At 66.6% G+C, this 15,784-nt stretch carries 15 protein-coding genes and 1 tRNA gene; 3 read left to right on the top strand and 13 right to left on the bottom strand.

Annotation, left to right across the window (positions count from 1 at the left end):
• Positions 1-3: 3 nt before the first annotated feature.
• From mtnA to AC3ANX_RS15085, 5 genes are all read right to left on the bottom strand, one after another.
• On the bottom strand, positions 4-1,035 hold the full coding sequence (gene mtnA / locus AC3ANX_RS15105) for an S-methyl-5-thioribose-1-phosphate isomerase (RefSeq protein WP_488334082.1): 1,032 nt from the start codon (positions 1,033-1,035) through the stop codon (positions 4-6).
• A 53-nt stretch (positions 1,036-1,088) separates the two neighbouring features.
• Complete coding sequence (gene mtnC / locus AC3ANX_RS15100; protein ID WP_488334081.1) at positions 1,089-1,736, bottom strand: acireductone synthase; 648 nt, start codon at positions 1,734-1,736, stop codon at positions 1,089-1,091.
• Positions 1,733-2,272: a 1,2-dihydroxy-3-keto-5-methylthiopentene dioxygenase gene (locus AC3ANX_RS15095; RefSeq protein ID WP_488334080.1), complete on the bottom strand. Its 540-nt coding sequence runs from the start codon at positions 2,270-2,272 to the stop codon at positions 1,733-1,735. The genes mtnC and AC3ANX_RS15095 overlap by 4 nt, the downstream gene beginning before the upstream one ends.
• Positions 2,269-2,886, bottom strand: coding sequence for a methylthioribulose 1-phosphate dehydratase (locus AC3ANX_RS15090; RefSeq protein WP_488334079.1), 618 nt, complete (start codon positions 2,884-2,886; stop codon positions 2,269-2,271). Before AC3ANX_RS15090 ends, AC3ANX_RS15095 begins: the two co-directional genes overlap by 4 nt.
• A 21-nt stretch (positions 2,887-2,907) precedes the next feature.
• Positions 2,908-2,981, bottom strand: a tRNA-Gly gene (locus AC3ANX_RS15085).
• 76 nt (positions 2,982-3,057) lie between these two features.
• On the opposite strand from AC3ANX_RS15085, the gene AC3ANX_RS15080 reads away from it, so the two are divergent.
• Entirely contained in the window at positions 3,058-3,408 is a 351-nt protein-coding gene (locus tag AC3ANX_RS15080) for a low affinity iron permease family protein (protein ID WP_488334078.1), read from the top strand.
• Between the two features lie 43 nt (positions 3,409-3,451).
• A complete protein-coding gene (locus AC3ANX_RS15075; protein ID WP_488334077.1) occupies positions 3,452-4,753 on the top strand; it encodes a methyltransferase family protein in 1,302 nt (433 codons plus the stop codon).
• On the opposite strand, the gene AC3ANX_RS15070 is transcribed toward AC3ANX_RS15075, so the two are convergent.
• The 7 genes from AC3ANX_RS15070 to AC3ANX_RS15040 form a co-directional block, all read right to left on the bottom strand.
• On the bottom strand, positions 4,750-6,123 hold the full coding sequence (locus AC3ANX_RS15070; RefSeq protein ID WP_488334076.1) for a glutamate--cysteine ligase: 1,374 nt from the start codon (positions 6,121-6,123) through the stop codon (positions 4,750-4,752). The two genes, AC3ANX_RS15075 and AC3ANX_RS15070, sit on opposite strands and share 4 nt — an antisense overlap.
• A gap of 74 nt (positions 6,124-6,197) precedes the next feature.
• Positions 6,198-6,893 carry a WecB/TagA/CpsF family glycosyltransferase gene (locus tag AC3ANX_RS15065; protein WP_488334075.1) on the bottom strand — a complete coding sequence of 232 codons (696 nt, stop codon included), beginning with the start codon at positions 6,891-6,893 and terminating at the stop codon, positions 6,198-6,200.
• Positions 6,894-7,213: 320 nt separating this feature from the next.
• Positions 7,214-8,425: a hypothetical protein gene (locus AC3ANX_RS15060; RefSeq protein WP_488334074.1), complete on the bottom strand. Its 1,212-nt coding sequence runs from the start codon at positions 8,423-8,425 to the stop codon at positions 7,214-7,216.
• 161 nt (positions 8,426-8,586) lie between these two features.
• Complete coding sequence (locus AC3ANX_RS15055; RefSeq protein ID WP_488334073.1) at positions 8,587-9,630, bottom strand: glycoside hydrolase family 99-like domain-containing protein; 1,044 nt, start codon at positions 9,628-9,630, stop codon at positions 8,587-8,589.
• Complete coding sequence (locus AC3ANX_RS15050) at positions 9,627-11,075, bottom strand: lipopolysaccharide biosynthesis protein (protein ID WP_488334072.1); 1,449 nt, start codon at positions 11,073-11,075, stop codon at positions 9,627-9,629. The genes AC3ANX_RS15055 and AC3ANX_RS15050 overlap by 4 nt, the downstream gene beginning before the upstream one ends.
• Positions 11,072-12,193, bottom strand: coding sequence for a glycosyltransferase (locus AC3ANX_RS15045; RefSeq protein WP_488334071.1), 1,122 nt, complete (start codon positions 12,191-12,193; stop codon positions 11,072-11,074). Before AC3ANX_RS15045 ends, AC3ANX_RS15050 begins: the two co-directional genes overlap by 4 nt.
• A gap of 105 nt (positions 12,194-12,298) precedes the next feature.
• Positions 12,299-12,442 carry a hypothetical protein gene (locus AC3ANX_RS15040; protein ID WP_488334070.1) on the bottom strand — a complete coding sequence of 48 codons (144 nt, stop codon included), beginning with the start codon at positions 12,440-12,442 and terminating at the stop codon, positions 12,299-12,301.
• Positions 12,443-12,523: 81 nt separating this feature from the next.
• Between AC3ANX_RS15040 and AC3ANX_RS15035 the strand changes: the two genes are divergently transcribed.
• Positions 12,524-13,816 (top strand): O-antigen ligase family protein, encoded by a 1,293-nt coding sequence (locus AC3ANX_RS15035; RefSeq protein WP_488334069.1) that lies wholly within the window; start codon positions 12,524-12,526, stop codon positions 13,814-13,816.
• A 31-nt stretch (positions 13,817-13,847) separates the two neighbouring features.
• Here the strand turns inward: AC3ANX_RS15035 and pepF are convergent, their stop codons facing one another.
• The gene (gene pepF / locus AC3ANX_RS15030) at positions 13,848-15,707 is read right to left on the bottom strand and encodes an oligoendopeptidase F (RefSeq protein ID WP_488334068.1); all 1,860 of its coding nucleotides are present in this window, start codon (positions 15,705-15,707) and stop codon (positions 13,848-13,850) included.
• Positions 15,708-15,784: the final 77 nt, after the last annotated feature.

Here is a 15,784-nt window from a genome sequence, read left to right as displayed (position 1 = left end):
GCGTCAGATCGTGTCGAGCAATCCGCGTTCGGTCAGATAGCCGCTCACCAGCCGCGCTGGCGTCACGTCGAACGCCGGGTTCGCCGCGCTCGACGCGGTGACGCGGATGCTCCCGCCTTCGCCGGCGACATGCGTCACCTCGTCGCCGTTCCGCTCCTCGATCGGGATGTCGCGGCCGGTTGCGGTGTCCGCGTCATAGGTGGTGTAGGGCAGCGCCACGTAGAACGGCACCTCATTGTCGTGCGCCGCCAACGCCTTGAGATACGTGCCGATCTTGTTGCAGACGTCGCCATTGGCGGTGACGCGGTCGGTGCCGACGATCACCGCGTCGACCTGCCCCTGCATCATCAGATGCCCGCCGGCATTGTCGGCGATGACGGTATGCGGCACGCCGTGCCCGGCCAGCTCGAACGCGGTGAGCAGCGCGCCCTGGTTGCGCGGCCGCGTCTCGTCGACCCAGACGTGGACCGGGATGCCCGCGTCATGCGCGAGATAGATCGGCGCGGTGGCGGTGCCGTAATCGACCGTCGCCAGCCAGCCGGCGTTGCAATGGGTGAGGATGTTGAGCGGCCGATCCGGATTCTTGGCGTGGAGATCGCGCAGCAGCGCGAGGCCATGCCCGCCGATCGCCTTGTTGAGCGCGACATCCTCGTCGCAGATCGAATCGGCGCGCGCGAAGGCGGCGGCGGCGCGCTCGGCTTGCGGAAGCGGGCGCACGGCGGTGGCGACCTGCTCCAACGCCCAGCGCAGATTGACCGCGGTCGGCCGCGCCTCGGCGAGCAGGTGGAAGGCGGCGTCGAGCGCGGCGTCGGAGGCATCCTCGGCCAGCGCCATCGCGAGGCCATAAGCGGCGGTCGCCCCGATCAGCGGCGCGCCGCGTGTCCACATCTCGCGGATCGCGACCTCGGCATCCTGCGCCGAGCGCAGTTCGACCCACACGATCTCCCACGGCAATCGCCGCTGGTCGAGGATGCGCGCACCCTTGCCGTCGGCGGTGCGGGTGATCGAGCGTTGGTGCGTGTCTTCGAGGATCATCTGCGTCTGGCTCTCACATCCGGTCGTGCCTCGACTACGCTCGGCATGAACGGTTAGGGGTGGGTTTCAGGAATGGCGATTGCGTCGAAATCCGCGATGTCGCCGCCTCCGCCGCTGCGGGCGATCAGCAGCGCTTCCATCCCGGCACCGCGCGCGGCGAAGACTTCTTCCGCAATGTCGGACAGGAACAGCACCTCGCCCGGCGCAAGCCCGACGGCAGCGGCGATCCTGGCATAAGACGCCGCCTCGCGCTTCGGCCCCGTGGTGGTGTCGAAATAGCCCGAGAACAGCGGCGTAAGGTCGCCCGCGTCGCTATGCCCGAACAGCAGCTTCTGCGCGGCGACCGACCCTGACGAGAACACGTACAGCGCCACCCCCGCCTCATGCCAGCGCCGCAGCGCCGCCGCCGCATCGGTATAGACGTGGCCGGTGAACGCGCCGCTCGCATAGCCGTTCGCCCAGATCATGCCTTGCAGCGTCTTGAGCGGGGTCGCCTTGCGATCCTCATCGATCCAGCGCAGCAGGGTCGCGACCGGATCGCCCGGCTCCGCCGCCGCCACCTCGGCGAGGATCGGCGCAACCTCGACTGCATGCGCCGCGACATATGCGGGCAGGTGCGCGCGGGCATAGGGGAACAGCACGTCCGCCACGAACGAGAGGCTGGTCGTCGTGCCTTCGATATCGGTGAGAATCGCCTTCACGCCAGAGCGGGCTCGTGGCGGGGGAAACGCTCAGCGATCGCATCGCCAGTGAAACGCGCGATCCAGCCGTCCGGGTTGCGGAACAGCCGGATCGCGGTGAAGCGGGGGGTCGGCCCCATGTCGAACCAGTGCGGCATGCCCGCGGGCACCGAAATGAGATCGTCCTGCGTGCACAGCATGTTGAACACGCGGCCCTCGGCATGGAGCGTGAACAGCCCTTCGCCCTCCACGAAGAAGCGCACTTCGTCCTCGCCGTGCGTGTGTTCGGACAGGAACTTGCCCCGCAGCGCACCGCGCTCGGGGTGGTCCGGCGCCATCGCGATCGTATCGACCGAGAGATAGCCGCCTTCCGCCTTCAGCCGCGCGATTTCGGGCGCATAGGCGTCGAGGATCGGGGCATCGCCGATATCGCGCGTCGGCCAGCGTTCGAAGCGCACGCCGATGGCGGCGAGTTCGGCGGCGATGCGCGCGCCATCGGTCGTGTCGAGCAGCGGCGTCGCGCCATCCGCCTCGTCGAACACCTGCAATCGGCTCATGCCCTGAAACTCCGTTCGGCAAGCTCGGTGGCGACCATGAACTCCACGGCCTCGATCACCCGCTCCGCCTCCGCCATGTCGCTGCCCCAGCCGTACAGGCCGTGGCTGCGGATAAGATAGGCGGGCGGCGCGGCGGGCGCCAGCAGGGCGGGGGTGATGGCGGCGTCGATCGCCGCCATGTCCTGGCTGTTGTCGACGATCGGCAGCAGCACGGCGGCGTCGTGCGTGGTGTTGCCGGGCAGCGCCTTGAGCATCTCATGGCCCGCGAAGGTGAAGCCATCCCCCACCACCGCGCGACTCAGCCCTACGCTGGTGGCCGAGTGGCTGTGCAGCACCGCGCCCGCTTCCGGGAACAACCGATAGATCGCGAGGTGCAGCGCGGTCTCCGCCGAGGGTTTCTTGCCGTCGAGCGATGCGCCGTCAGCCGAGACGCGCATCACGTCCTCCTCGGTGAGCCGCCCCTTGTGGCGACCGGACACGGTGACGGCGAAGCTGCCGTCGTCCAGCCGCGCGGAATAGTTGCCGGAGGTCGCCGGCGCCCAGCCTTTGCCGTCGAGCCAGCGCCCGACCGCGACGATCCGCGCCCGCGCCTCTGAAAAGGAGATGGCGGTCATGGGGCGCGCTCTATCGAAAGGTGGAGCGGGTAACGGGAATCGAACCCGTGTATTCAGCTTGGAAGGCTGCTGCACTACCATTGTGCTATACCCGCATTATGTTGGCGGATACCGGCAACCCGCGTGTGGCGCAAGCCGCCGCGATACGGCGGAGCGGCGAGGAGCATGTTTTTGGGCGAACGTCTGTACGGTTTCGGGTGCAAGCTTTCGGCGATCGGCTCGAGCGTGGCGGCGCATCCGTTCGCCATCTTCGGTGTCGCGGCCTTCTGTGCGACGTGGTTCCTCCTGACCGGACAGGCCGGCGAAAACCTGCTCACCCTGATCCTGTCGGTGCTGGCGATCACGCTCACGCAGATGGTGCTCAACCAGCAGCAGCGCAGCGAACAGGCGTTGCACATGAAGATCGACGAACTTGTTCTGGCGATGAAGGGCGCGCGCGACGAGATCGCCGGCATCGAAACCAAATCGCGTGAGGAGATCGAGGCGTTGCGTCGCGAGGTTCCGACCAGGACGGCGGACTAGGCTTCACGCCTCGCTAACCAATGCCGCGCTACAGGTCGTGGCGATGTTCCATGACACCGCCCTTGCTCGCGCGGCGCGCAGTGCCGATCCTCGGCCGCTCTCGGCGGTCAGCACCGGTTGCGGGCTGGCGGGGCTGGCCGGGCTGCTCGCGTGGGTGGCGGTGGCGCGCACCTATGGACTCGACGGGCCGTATTCGGCGCTCGTCAACGTGGCGGCGTGCGGTTTGCCGATGGTGCTTTGGTCGGTGTTCATCGACAAGGTGCATCGCAATCCCTCGACCGGCATCGACTGGTCGGCGGCACGGCCGCTGCGCGAAACCTATGAGATCAGCCTGACCAAGCTCGCCGGGTTGTGGCTCACCTGGGCGGCGATCGGCGTGGTGTACGGGGTCGAGCGTTTCTATTGGGACGGCAATTACATCTTCGCGATGGAGTGCCTCGGCGTCGTCGCGCCGGCGCTGTTCGTGCTGTCGGTGCCCTACATGCTGTGGATCGACCGCCGGCTTGCCGAGCCGAAGGACGGCGCCTGGGCGCTGGGCGCGTGGCTGATGGGGCTGAACGAGCCGGTCGACGCTCAGGCGATCTACGCGCATCTGCGCAGCTGGGCGGTGAAGGGCTTCTTCCTCGCCTTCATGCTGGCGATCGTGCCGCCGGGCTTCGGCGACTTCATCCGCGCCGACACGTCGCGGGTGCTGCACGATCCGGTTGCGCTCGCCAACTGGCTCATTACCTTCATGTTCGTGATCGACGTGGCGTTCGCGACCGTCGGCTACATCCTGACGCTACGCCCGCTCGATTCGCATATCCGCAGCGCCAACCCGTTGATGGCGGCGTGGACCGCGGCGCTGATCTGCTATCCGCCGTTCGTGCTGATGGGCGACGGCGGCGTGCTCGATTATCACCCCGGCACGCATGGCGGCGACGGCTGGTCGATCTGGCTGGCGGGGCATCCGGTCCTGCTCGGCATGGTCGGTGCGGTGCTGGTCGTGCTGACGGCGATTTACGCCTGGGCGACGATGGCGTTCGGCCTGCGCTTCTCCAACCTCACGCATCGCGGCATCCTCACGCACGGGCCGTACCGCTTCACGCGCCACCCGGCCTATCTGTCGAAGAACCTGTTCTGGCTGATCTCGACCTTGCCGTTCCTGACGACGGGCAACTGGGTGGACGCGGTACGTGCCTGCGCGCTGATGGCGGTCACGGCCGGGGTCTATTACTGGCGCGCCAGGACCGAGGAGAAGCATCTCGGCCTCGATCCCGCGTACCGCGCCTACTCGGAGTGGATGACCCGCAACGGCGCGGTTCCGCGCCTGTTCGCATGGATCGCGGGCAAGCGCCCCGCCTAGAACTTCATGTCCGCATAGACGCGCGACACGTCGCCGCCCCAGGTGCCGTTATATCTCTCCAGCAGCACCTCCGCAGGCACCTTGCCGGTGCGCACCACCTCGCGCAGCGGATCGAGGAAGCCGGTTTCGTTGCTACCGCCCGCATCGAAGCGCGCCCGCGCCGACAGGCCGGCGTGCGCGATGTCGAGCACCGCGCCGGCGATGTCGCGCAAGGTGCGCCCGCCCGCGATCGGCGCGTCGAGCCCGAGCCTCGGCACCGAAGACCGCAGCGTCTCGCGCTCCTCCATCGTCCAGTGTTTGACCACGTCCCACGCCGCATCGAGCGCGCTGTCGTCGTAGAGCAGCCCGACCCACAAGGCCGGCAGCGCGCAGATCCGCCCCCACGGCCCGCCGTCCGCGCCGCGCATCTCGAGGAAGGTCTTGAGCCGCACCTCGGGAAAGGCGGTGGAGAGATGGTCGTTCCAGTCGTCGAGCGTCGGCTTCTCGCCGGGCAGCACCGACAGCTCGCCCTTGAGGAAGTCGCGGAACGAGAGGCCTGCCGCGTCGAGGTAGCGGCCGTCGCGATAGACGAAGTACATCGGCACATCGAGCGCGTATTCGGCATAGCGTTCGTAACCGAACCCGTCCTCGAACACGAACGGCAGCATGCCGGTGCGCGCGGGGTCGGTGTCCGACCAGATGTGGCTGCGGTACGAGAGCATGCCGTTGGGCTTGCCTTCGGTGAACGGCGAATTAGCGAACAGCGCGGTCGCCAGCGGTTGCAGCGCGAGGCCGACGCGGAACTTCTTCACCATGTCCACCTCGCTCGCATAGTCGAGGTTGACCTGGATCGTGCAGGTCCGCAGCATCATGTCGAGGCCCATGCTGCCGACGCGTGGCATGTGGCGGAGCATGATCGCATAGCGGCCCTTGGGCATGATCGGCAGTTCGGCGCGGGTCTTGTCGGGCCACATGCCGAGCCCCAGGAAACCGATGCCGAGTTCGTCGCCGACCGTCTTGACCTGTTCAAGGTGGCGCCCGGTCTCGGCGCAGGTCTGGTGGAGATTGTCGAGCGGCGCGCCCGACAGCTCGAACTGGCCGGCGGGTTCGAGGCTGAGGCTGCCGTCCGCGCCGGTCATGGCGATGACGTTCCCGTTCTCGACCACCGGCTCCCAGCCGAACCGCTGGAGACCCATCAGCAGATCGCGGATGCCGCCCGGCTCGTCATAGCTCGGCGCGTGATGATCGGAGAGCGCGTACACGAACTTCTCGTGTTCGGTGCCGATCCGCCAGCGGTCCTTGGGCTTCTCGCCTTTCGCGAAGCTCGCGATCAACTGGTCGCGGTGCTCGATGACCGCGTGCTTGGCGGAGGAGGCGGTCTTGGTGCTCATAGCCGCGCCTTAGCGGGGCGTTCGGGCGCGCGCTAGGGGGATGCTGCACGCGTGAAACCGATCAGTACAGAATGCTACGGCCGCTCGCGCGATTTCGAGATCAGATGGTAGAGCGCGGAGAAGTTGGTCGAGAGATAGCGCGGCGCAAGCCGGCGCGGTTCGATCATCGTGCGGTGCAGCCATTCGAGCCCGACGTTCTGCATCCACACCGGCGCACGGGGCACATGCGCGCCGATATGGTCGAACAGCCCGCCGCAGGTGCGGACCCACGCCAGCCCTTGAAGCTGCGCACGGCGGCGGATCGCGAAACTCTCCTGGCGCGGCGTGCCCATGCCGACCCACAGCACGTCCGCACCGGAAGCGCGGATCTCCTCGCAGATCGCATCCTCCTCCTCGATCGAGAAATAGCCGTGGCGGGTGCCGACGATCTCGATGCCGGGATAGGCGGCGCGCAGCGTCTCGGCGGCGGCGGCGGCGATGCCGGGGCGGGCGCCGAGGAAATAGAATTTGATGCCGTCGCGCGCGGCGCGCGCAGCCGCGTCGTAGATGAAGTCGGTGGTGGCGAGCCGCTCGGGCAGCGGCTGCTTCCAGAAGACGCGGGTGAACAGCACCAGCGGCATGCCATCGGCGTCGATCAGGTCGACCGCGTCCATCGTCTCGCGGAACTCGGCGCTGCGGTGATAGAGCGCGATCACGAAACCGTTCGAGGACACCATGACGCGCGGCAGCGCCAGCTCGCCCGCGCGCGATGCCACGACATCGCGCGCCATCGCTTCCGCCATGTCCGCACGGGTTGCGCAGACGGTTGGAAGCCCGCCGACCACAGCAATTCTGGGCGAAACGCGAATTGGTGACACTCTCATGCTATTCGAGGGACCGGCGGCGGCGACTATGCCGGATACGGGATATGGATTTTACGAAGACGACGGGACGCCCCGTTTGATCATCGGCGGGTTTCCTCTACCTGGTCTTCGCTTCGACCTTTGTGGAAGGCGCGACGCCTTTGGCGATCATGACGAAGCTGTTATCGTTTCACTTTCGACGTTTCGCTGTACGCCGTCAACCGCTGTCCATGCGAAAAGCCCGCCGCTCATCGTATCGCCGCCGCGCCCGCGCCGGACAGCGGATCGCCCGAGGGCAGGCGATAGCCGCGCCGATAGACCAGCGCGCTGATGAACAGATACACCGCGATCGTCGGCGGGTAGATGAAGGCCGCGTCGAAGAAGGCGATCAGCAGATAGCCCGCGCACCCCACCGCCGCCGCGCGCCGCAACATCGACAGCCGCGTGCCGCGCCCGAGCGCATAGGCGATCGGATACAGGAACGCGACCAGCGCGACGAGCGTGCCGACCACGCCGAAGCTGCGCAACAGCCCGGCGTAGAGGATCTCGGCGATGCGGAACTGATCCTCGCCGAACGGCGTCAGCGTGAGATCCGTCCATTGGTACAGTCGGCCGCCAAGGTTGGTGTCGAGCAGCGAGTGGCTCGACCAGCCGAGGCTGATCATCACGCTTGCCGCCAGCGCGACCAGTGCCGCGAAGGCGATCCAGAAATAGCCGCGCGACAGGCGGATCTGCCCGGTCAGCACCATCAGGCTGCCGATCGACAGCAGCCCGAACCAGGTCGTGCGGCTGAGGCTGAGCAGCACCGCGACGAGGAACGCGACCATCCACACGCGCGATTTCTCGAAATAGAGATACAGCGGCCCGAGCATGATCATGCATGCACCGAAGATGTTGCCGTTGTTGTAGGTACTGATGAGCTTCATCAGATCGCCGCGACGGTTGTTCTTGTTGAACACGCTCGACACTTCGCCGGCGTTGATGGTGACGTACTTGATCTCGATGATGTGCTTGATGAGGATGTACAGCACGAAGTTCATCATGCCCCACACGATCACGAGGCGGATGCACCATTTGAAGATGCCGCCAAGCTGGCGTTCGCTGAGATATTCGAGATGCGCGCATAGAGCGATCAGCAGGATCATCGGCAGGCCGATGAACAAGGCGAAGCTCAGCACGACCGACGAGGCGGCGGCGCCGAACAGGAAGGTCTTGTACAGACCGATCAGCCCGACGATCAGATAGGCGATGAAATTGCCGATCGCCGCCGCCTGCAAGGTCGGGCGGCGGACCAGTGCGATCAGTCCGACCGGTGCCATCACCCCGAGCAGGATGTAGCCGAACGTGAGCGGCAGGCCATATACCTCGATGCCCGCCTTGGGCGAGGCGACGTTCGAGATGATGAGGACGACATAGACCCAGTAGATCGCCGAGGCGCGCGTGCCCGCGGCGTCGAGCATCTGCCGCCCCTGCGCCAGCGGTGCGGCCCAGGGGCGGGGGAGCGCTTGATCGGGGGAAAGCGATTGGCCGAACATGACAGCGCCGAACTGGAGGAAACCGGTTGGGACTGATCCCTGCCGCCCGGTGACTCGTCAAGCGCTAATCGTGCGTCGGCGCCGGCTCAGCGCGGGAACACCGCCGCTACGTCGTTCACGAACGCCTTGCCGTATTTTTTGGTCGGCTCGATGAAGCTGCCCTCGCCATATTCGTTCCAGCAGCAGATCACGCCCGCGTCGAGCTGCTTGGCCGCCATCACCGCGCGTGCTGCGGTGAGGTGCGCCTTGAACTCGTCCGGGGTCGACATCGAGCCGTCGCGCAGCGGCTGCGGTCCCCACGGGCGATGGTCCCAACCCGACATCATCGGCAGGATCGGCTTCACCGTTGGCGCGAAACGCGTCATACGCTGCCATTGCGCGCGATAGGCGGCGTCGAGGTTGGAATAGCCCTTGATCTCGGTGCGGTCGTTCGGGCGCGCGTGCATGCCGTAGGAACTGACCGTCGCGAAACCGAGCTTGGTGGCGTTCGGGATGATCGGATCGTCGCCGCTATAGACGCCCGCGACGAGGTACAGCGGCGGCAGCCCCTGCGCCTTCATCTGGCTTTGCGCATAGGCGATCCAGTCGGTCACGCTCGCGCCCGCCGCGGTGGCATCACTGGCGAGGCGCTGGCCGTCGAACACGAACACGACGTTCTGGCCGTTCAGTCTGAAATAGCCGGGGCTCTTGAAGTAGCCGGCCCACGCGTCGACGATCGCGTGCCAGTCGGCGGTGGTGGTGTGGTTGCCGTGGTTGGCCCACAGCAGGCTCAGCTTGGGGCGGGCGGTGGTGAGCGCCATATAGGCCTTGAGCGGGCCGCTCAACTGCACCGCGCCGTTCTCGTAATACCAGTCGAACACGACGTAATCGAGATGCGCCGCGTTCATCCACGCCGCCTGCTGGCGCAGCGTCGCGGGGTCGCTGCCCGGATACCAGCCGTTGAGCGGCTCGCGATCTGGAAAGGGCTTGATCTTGGCCCAGCCGTCGGCGGCGGGGTTCCGGGTGTTGGCGCCGAACGAATCGTGCGACCAACCGGGGAAGTAATAGACGCCGATCTTGGGTGCGGCGCTGGCGGTGCCGGCGAGCGCGACCAGCGCGGCGGTGGCGGCGAACAGCGTGCGAAATCTCATGCCGGCTGCATCCTCGTCTTGCGATGGACGAGACCGATGATCTCGTCGACTCCCTGCCGGTTGAGCACAACGCTTAAGGCGAGGAAAACGGTTCCGCCGCAGACGAGCGACAGAGCGGTACGCTCGACGAAGCTGCCCCACGCCAGCCCGCGCACCAGCCACACCATCAATGCCGCGCCGACGACGGACACGCCCGGCGCGAAGATCTGGTGGTGATAATCGAGGAAGCGCACTGCCGAGAGCGGGCGCAGCACCGCGACCCAGGCGATCTCGATGAAGACGAGGTACACGCCCGCCATCGCCAGCGACAGCACCACCGGCCCGTACATCGACCCGAAATAGGCGGCGATCGCGACGAGCGCGGCAAAGGCGAGCTGGTAATAGAGCGCCGCCCGGCTCTTGCCGAGCGCGTACATATAGGTCCCGAGCGGATTGACCGAGGAGCGCAGTGCGAACCAGATCGCGATATACGGCGTCAGCGCGCCCGCCGCGCGCCAGCGTTCGCCGAGCACCTCCGGCAGCACATCCGCGCCGAGCAGGCCAAGGGCTGCATAGACCGGGAAACATACCGACGAGGACATGCGCAGCACGCGCAGGTAGATCTGCCCGACACGCACCGGATCATGCTGTTCGCGCGCCATCAGCGGCAGCCCGACGCGCGAGATCACCGGGTTGATCGCGGTCATGATCTTCATGCTGAGATCGCGCGGCTGGCCGAAGCTGCCGAACGTCTGTTTGGAGAAGAACAGCCCGGCGATGAGGATATCGAGCTGGATGGTGAACGAGATCGCCGCGTTCACCAGCAGCATGTCGATGCCGTAGGACAGGAACCGCTTCACGTCGGCCCAGGCAAAGTGCAGCCGGGGGTGCCAGTCACGCGCGAGCATCGCCCACGCCAGCGCGAGCAGGCTGATCGAGGTCGCGACCTGCCCCCACACCACCGAATATGGCCCGACCCCGCGCAGCGCGAGCAGCACCGTCACGATGAAGCCGACCACCGACGAGCCGACCTCGACCTTGATGACCGTGTCGAACCGCAAGTCGCGTTCCGCCAGCACGCGCAGTTGCAGGTAGAAGCCGTTGGCGATGAACAAAGTGCTGGCGATGCGCAGCATCGTTTCGAGCTGCGGCGCCGAGTAGAAATGCGCGAGGAACGGTGCGGCAAAGTTGGTGAGCAGCGCCATCGCCATCCCGACCGCGACGTTGAGCCAGTAGAGCGACGATTTCTCGTCCTCGGTCACGTCGCGGAAGCGGATCAGCGCGGTCGACAGCCCGGCGTCGGAGATGTTCTGCGCGAGCAGCAGCAGCGAGGTGAGCAGGATGACGAGCCCGAAATCGGACACCGCGAGCAGACGCGCGACGATCAGCAACTGCCCCGTCGCCAGCACCGAGCGCAACACGTTGCCGACCGCGGTCCAGCGGACCGACTTGCGCGCCTCGCTCATGCGGGCGACTGCCCGAGCGCGCGGCGGAACACCGCCTCATATTGGTCGCACGCGATCGGAATCGAGAATTCGCGAGCGCGGGCGATCTGCTGGTCGCGCGGGGCGGGGTCGCGGATCACGCCGAGGATCGCCTCCGCCATCGCCGCCGCGTCGCCGACCGGCACCAGCGTGCCGAAGCGACCGTCGGCGACGATCTCGCGCGGGCCATCGGGGCAATCGGTGGTGACGATGCTCGCACCCGAACCGAGCGCTTCGATCAGCACGTTGCCGAACCCCTCCCATGCCGAACTCAGCACGAAGATGCCGCCCGCGATGATCGACGGGTTGATATCCGGCACGAAGCCCGGCAGCGCGACGCGGTCGCCCAGGCCATGCTCGGCGACCAGCGCCTCCAGCGCGGCGCGCTCGGGACCGTCGCCGAAGATCACCGCGCGCACCGGCTGTTTCGCCTGCACCAGCGCCATCGCGCGGATCAGCGTGGCGAAATCCTTCTGCTCGACCAGCCGCCCGGCCGCGACGATCACCGGCCCCTGGCCGTCGCGCGTCCACGGGTGTGCGGCGGCGGCGATCTCGGCGTCGCTGTAGGTCTCGGCGCGATAGGCGGGGTTGTAGATGACGGTGATGCGCTTGCGGTCGAGATGCGCGAAGCGCGCGAGCGAATCGGCGAGGCCGCCCGACACCGCGACGATCTCGGCAGCCATCGGGTAAGCGATCGCCGAAGCCTTGTGCCACGCCTTCTGCTTCCAACCGTCGAGCCGCACGTAATCGGCCTGCGGATTGGTCCGTTCGGTCAGCACGTTACGCGCAGATGTGCGCGACAGGATGCGCGCGAAAACGGCGGCGTTGTTGAACTGCGGCATCGCGCTCAGCACGATATCATAGCGGCCGGCGCGCAGCAGCCTGGCGAGCGCGCCGATCGTGCCGCGCGCGCTGTTGGTCGGATGACGAAGCCAGTGGATATCGACACTCGGCGCCACCGCATAATCCTTGTCGGTGGGCGATCCCGCGAGGATCAGCGTCAGGCTGTGCCCGCGCGCGAGCAGTTCATGCGACAGGTTGGCGATCATGTGCTCGACGCCGCCGGGCTTGAGCCCCTCGTAGAAGAAGGCGATCTTCACAGCATTTTCCCCGTTCGCCCCGCATGCGACCGTTCCCGCGCCTATCGCAGCTACGCTGCGAGCGGAAGGGGCCAGAATGGAGCATTTCCGCACCACGACGCGTTTTTACCACGTATCCACGCTGCACTGCACAAAAGTCTGCCGTGCCGACCAGAAAAGGATGGCAACGCCCTTCGTAATGGCATACCCGAAGGTGACATGCCGTGCGCCTGCGGGCGCGTTCGACAGGTGGGTGACGTTGGTGGCCATCGCGTATCTTGACGGGTTCACCGCGGCGATGCGCGCGCCACATCTTTCGCACCTCTCCGACTCCGAAGCACGAGGCCGTTCGTGAAGATTCGTACGCTCTACATTCCGGTCTTCCTGCTGGTTTTGCTGGTCTTCTCCGGCCTCACCTGGTCGACGATCGATTCCCAGGTGATGGCGGACAGCGGCTATGGCGGCGATGATGCCGTCGTGAACGGGCTGTTCAGCGGCAAGGTGCCGCTGCTCGCCGCGCTCGCGCTGGTTGTGCTGTTCCTGTTGAAAGCGCGTAATCCGCTGCGGTCGCTTGGGCCGGCGCTGTGCGTGTTCTTCTGCCTCGCGGCGGCCTCGGTCGCCTGGGCGAGCAATGCGGGCACCGTGGTGTTCGCGGTCGCCAATCTGTTCCTGCTGCTCGCCGCGACGATGGTGGCGCACACCTTGCTCGGTTTTGAGCGGACCTTGCGACTGATCTGGCTGCTCAGCACCGCACTGATCCTCATATCGGTCGCGCTTGCCGCGATCGGCGATGCGCACGCGCTGATGGGGGGCTTGCACGCCGGGCGCTGGCGCGGCGTGTTCCCGCACAAAAACACGTTCGGGCCGTTCCTCGCGGTCAATCTGCTGATCTCGCTGTTCGCGCAGCGCAGCACTAGATTGCCCGCGCTGCTGGTCTATCCGATGGTGGCGGTCGATCTCGTCACATTGGTGTTCGCCAATTCCGCCACCGCCGATATCGCCGCGCTCGCCGGGCTGGCGGTGGGCATTGCGATGCTGCCGATCCGCAATCGCGGGCTCCGCAGCCTGTGGCGGATCGCCACGGTCGGAAGTGCCGGCTTCATCATGGCAGTGCTGCTGCTGCAACCCAGCCTCGCTGGCGACCTGCTCGGCCGCGATACCTCGATGACCGGGCGTTCCGAACTCTGGGCACAGGCGATGCCGCTGACGCGGCAGCACACGCTCGGCACCGGTTACGGCACCGCCGGCGGTTCGCAGGTGACGATCGAAATGCAGAAGCGCATGCACCGTGATACCGATGTCGGCGTGCAGAGCGGCTACATCAACCTCGCGCTCGAACTCGGCTGGGTCGCGGTCGGTCTGTATCTGCTGTGGGCGGGCGGGGGCGTGCTGTCGGTGGTGTTCAGCCGCGAGGCCTCGACGGCGCAGACGCTGCTGGTGGCGCTGCTCGCCGCCAATCTGGTCGAGAGCATCTCGGAGGTGAACGGCTGTTTCGCGCCGAGCTGGCTGCTGCTCGTCACCATGCTGCCGATGATCGAGGTTCGGCGCGAACGGCCGGTGCGTTTCCGGCTGACGCGGCGGCGCTACACCTCGGTGACCCCGAACCTCCCGCCGCGCGCACCCGTCGAAGTTCCTGCGGGATAAGCGGGCGCCCGACCGGGCGCCCGCCACCCGCTCACGCCATCAGCGCCTCGCACTGGTCGAGCGTGTCCTTGAAGCTGGCGACGATCGCCTGATATGGCGTCGCGCTCGCCATATCGAGCCCGGCGCGCTTGAGGATGTCGACCGGATAGTCCGACCCGCCCGACTTGAGCACCTTCAGATACGTGTCGCGCTCCTTGGGCCCGCCCTTCAGGATCGAGCGCGCGAAATAGGACGCCGCCGAGATCGAGGTGGCGTACTGATAGACGTAGAAGCTCGTGTAGAAATGCGGGATATACGCCCATTCGGAACCGTACACGTCCGAGATCGCCACGTTCGGCCCATGATAGCGACGCAGCAGATCGAGATAGAGTTTGGTCAGCGTCGCGCCCGACAGGCCTTCGCCGGCTTCCGCCTTGTCGTGCACCATCAGCTCGAACTCGCCGAACATCGCCTGCCGGTAGAAGGTGCCACGGATCGATTCGAGCTGCTGGCCGAGGTAGAACAGCTTCTCCGCCTTGGTCTTGGCGTTCGCGACCATATAGGCGGCGAGCAGCGCCTCGTTGCAGGTCGAGGCGATCTCGGCGAGGAAGATCGGGTAATTGGTCTTCTCGTACACGTTGTTCTTGTTGGCGAGCAGCGTGTGCATCGCATGGCCCCATTCGTGGGCGTAGGTCGTCATCCCCTCGTAATTCTCGCCGAGGTTGAGCAGCAGATAGGGATGCACCTCGAACGCCGCGCCGGGGTTCATGTATGCGCCGGATTTCTTGCCGGGACGCGGCAGCGGGTCCATCCACTTCTTCGCGGTCGCATCGGCGAAGATCGCGCCGTATTCGGGGCCGAGCGGCTTCAGCGCCTCGATCACGGTGGTGCGCATCTCGGGCACGCTCACCTTGCGGTCGAGCTGCACGAGCGGCGGGTAGATGTCGTAATAGGCCATGTCGGGCAGTTTGAGCAGCTTGCGGCGCAGCTCGAAATAGCGGTGGAGCTGGGGCAGGCCAGCGTTGGTCTCCTTCACCAGCGATCGGTACACCGCCTCGGGCACGTTGCCGCCCGACAGCGCCATCGCCAGCGAGGTCGGATATTTGCGCGCCTTCTTGGCGTAGATATCGGCCTTCACATGGCTGAGATAGGCCGCGCCGAGCGACGCCTGGAACTTGCCATACTCCGCCCAGAAGGTGTCGAACACGAGCTTGCGGTCGGCGCGCACGGGCGCATCGCGGTTGAGCGTATAGGCCTGATCGTCGAGCCGCACCGTCTTGCCGGTCGACAGCGTGACGCTCGGCCACGGGATGTCCGAGGCGACGAGCTGTCCGCGGATGTCGCCGGGGCCGCTGAAGGGTGCGGATGTGCCCGCCAGCAGCACCTCGCCCTCGGGCGACAACGTATGCGCTTCCTGCCGCAGCACGTCGGCGAGCTGGAAGTCGAAATGCGTCTTGAGCGTCCGGTTGGCGGCGACGAACTGGTCGATCTTCGCCTTGCCCACGGTGAGCAGTTCGGGCGCCACCCACGAGGTCGCCTCGCCGAACGCGGTGTAGAGATCGGTGGCGAGCGCCTCCTTCTCCTGATTGGCCGAGACGCGCAGATCGGCATCGGCCTTGAGGCTGGCATAGGTATAGACGCGCGAGATCGTGCGATCGAGCGCGCTTTGCGCCGACAGCGCCGCCGCCAGCGCATCCGCGCTGGTGCCGAGCGTGCCCTTGTATTTGGCGAAACCGGGCAGCGCGGCGAGGGCCGCCTTGCGCGCCGCATCCCAGGCGGCATCGTCCGCGTAAAGGTCGCTCAAATCCCACGCCGCGCCGTCTGCGGGTGCCTGTGCGAAGGCAGGAAAAGCGGCGGCGAGCGTGGCGAGGCTGCCGGCGGCGATCGCCTCGCGGCGGGACAGGTCTGGCATGTAATTCCCCCAAGAACGTGATGACGGATGATGCCAAAGCGCCCGGCGCTTGGCTAGGTGGGGGCGGGTGTCTGAAA

The organism is Sphingomonas sp. BRN-1R, assembly GCF_057748035.1.
This window is presented reverse-complemented; position numbering and strand designations above follow the sequence as displayed.

What these genes read in the sequence shown, in the direction of transcription:
- mtnA (WP_488334082.1), bottom strand. Translation starts at nt 1,035, where the DNA reads ATGATCCTCGAAGACACGCACCAACGCTCGATCACCCGCACCGCCGAC.
- AC3ANX_RS15095 (WP_488334080.1), bottom strand. Translation starts at nt 2,272, where the DNA reads ATGAGCCGATTGCAGGTGTTCGACGAGGCGGATGGCGCGACGCCGCTG.
- AC3ANX_RS15090 (WP_488334079.1), bottom strand. Translation starts at nt 2,886, where the DNA reads ATGACCGCCATCTCCTTTTCAGAGGCGCGGGCGCGGATCGTCGCGGTC.
- AC3ANX_RS15075 (WP_488334077.1), top strand. Translation starts at nt 3,452, where the DNA reads ATGTTCCATGACACCGCCCTTGCTCGCGCGGCGCGCAGTGCCGATCCT.
- AC3ANX_RS15070 (WP_488334076.1), bottom strand. Translation starts at nt 6,123, where the DNA reads ATGAGCACCAAGACCGCCTCCTCCGCCAAGCACGCGGTCATCGAGCAC.
- AC3ANX_RS15065 (WP_488334075.1), bottom strand. Translation starts at nt 6,893, where the DNA reads ATGGCGCGCGATGTCGTGGCATCGCGCGCGGGCGAGCTGGCGCTGCCG.
- AC3ANX_RS15060 (WP_488334074.1), bottom strand. Translation starts at nt 8,425, where the DNA reads ATGCTCGACGCCGCGGGCACGCGCGCCTCGGCGATCTACTGGGTCTAT.
- AC3ANX_RS15055 (WP_488334073.1), bottom strand. Translation starts at nt 9,630, where the DNA reads ATGAGATTTCGCACGCTGTTCGCCGCCACCGCCGCGCTGGTCGCGCTC.
- AC3ANX_RS15050 (WP_488334072.1), bottom strand. Translation starts at nt 11,075, where the DNA reads ATGAGCGAGGCGCGCAAGTCGGTCCGCTGGACCGCGGTCGGCAACGTG.
- AC3ANX_RS15040 (WP_488334070.1), bottom strand. Translation starts at nt 12,442, where the DNA reads ATGGCCACCAACGTCACCCACCTGTCGAACGCGCCCGCAGGCGCACGG.
- pepF (WP_488334068.1), bottom strand. Translation starts at nt 15,707, where the DNA reads ATGCCAGACCTGTCCCGCCGCGAGGCGATCGCCGCCGGCAGCCTCGCC.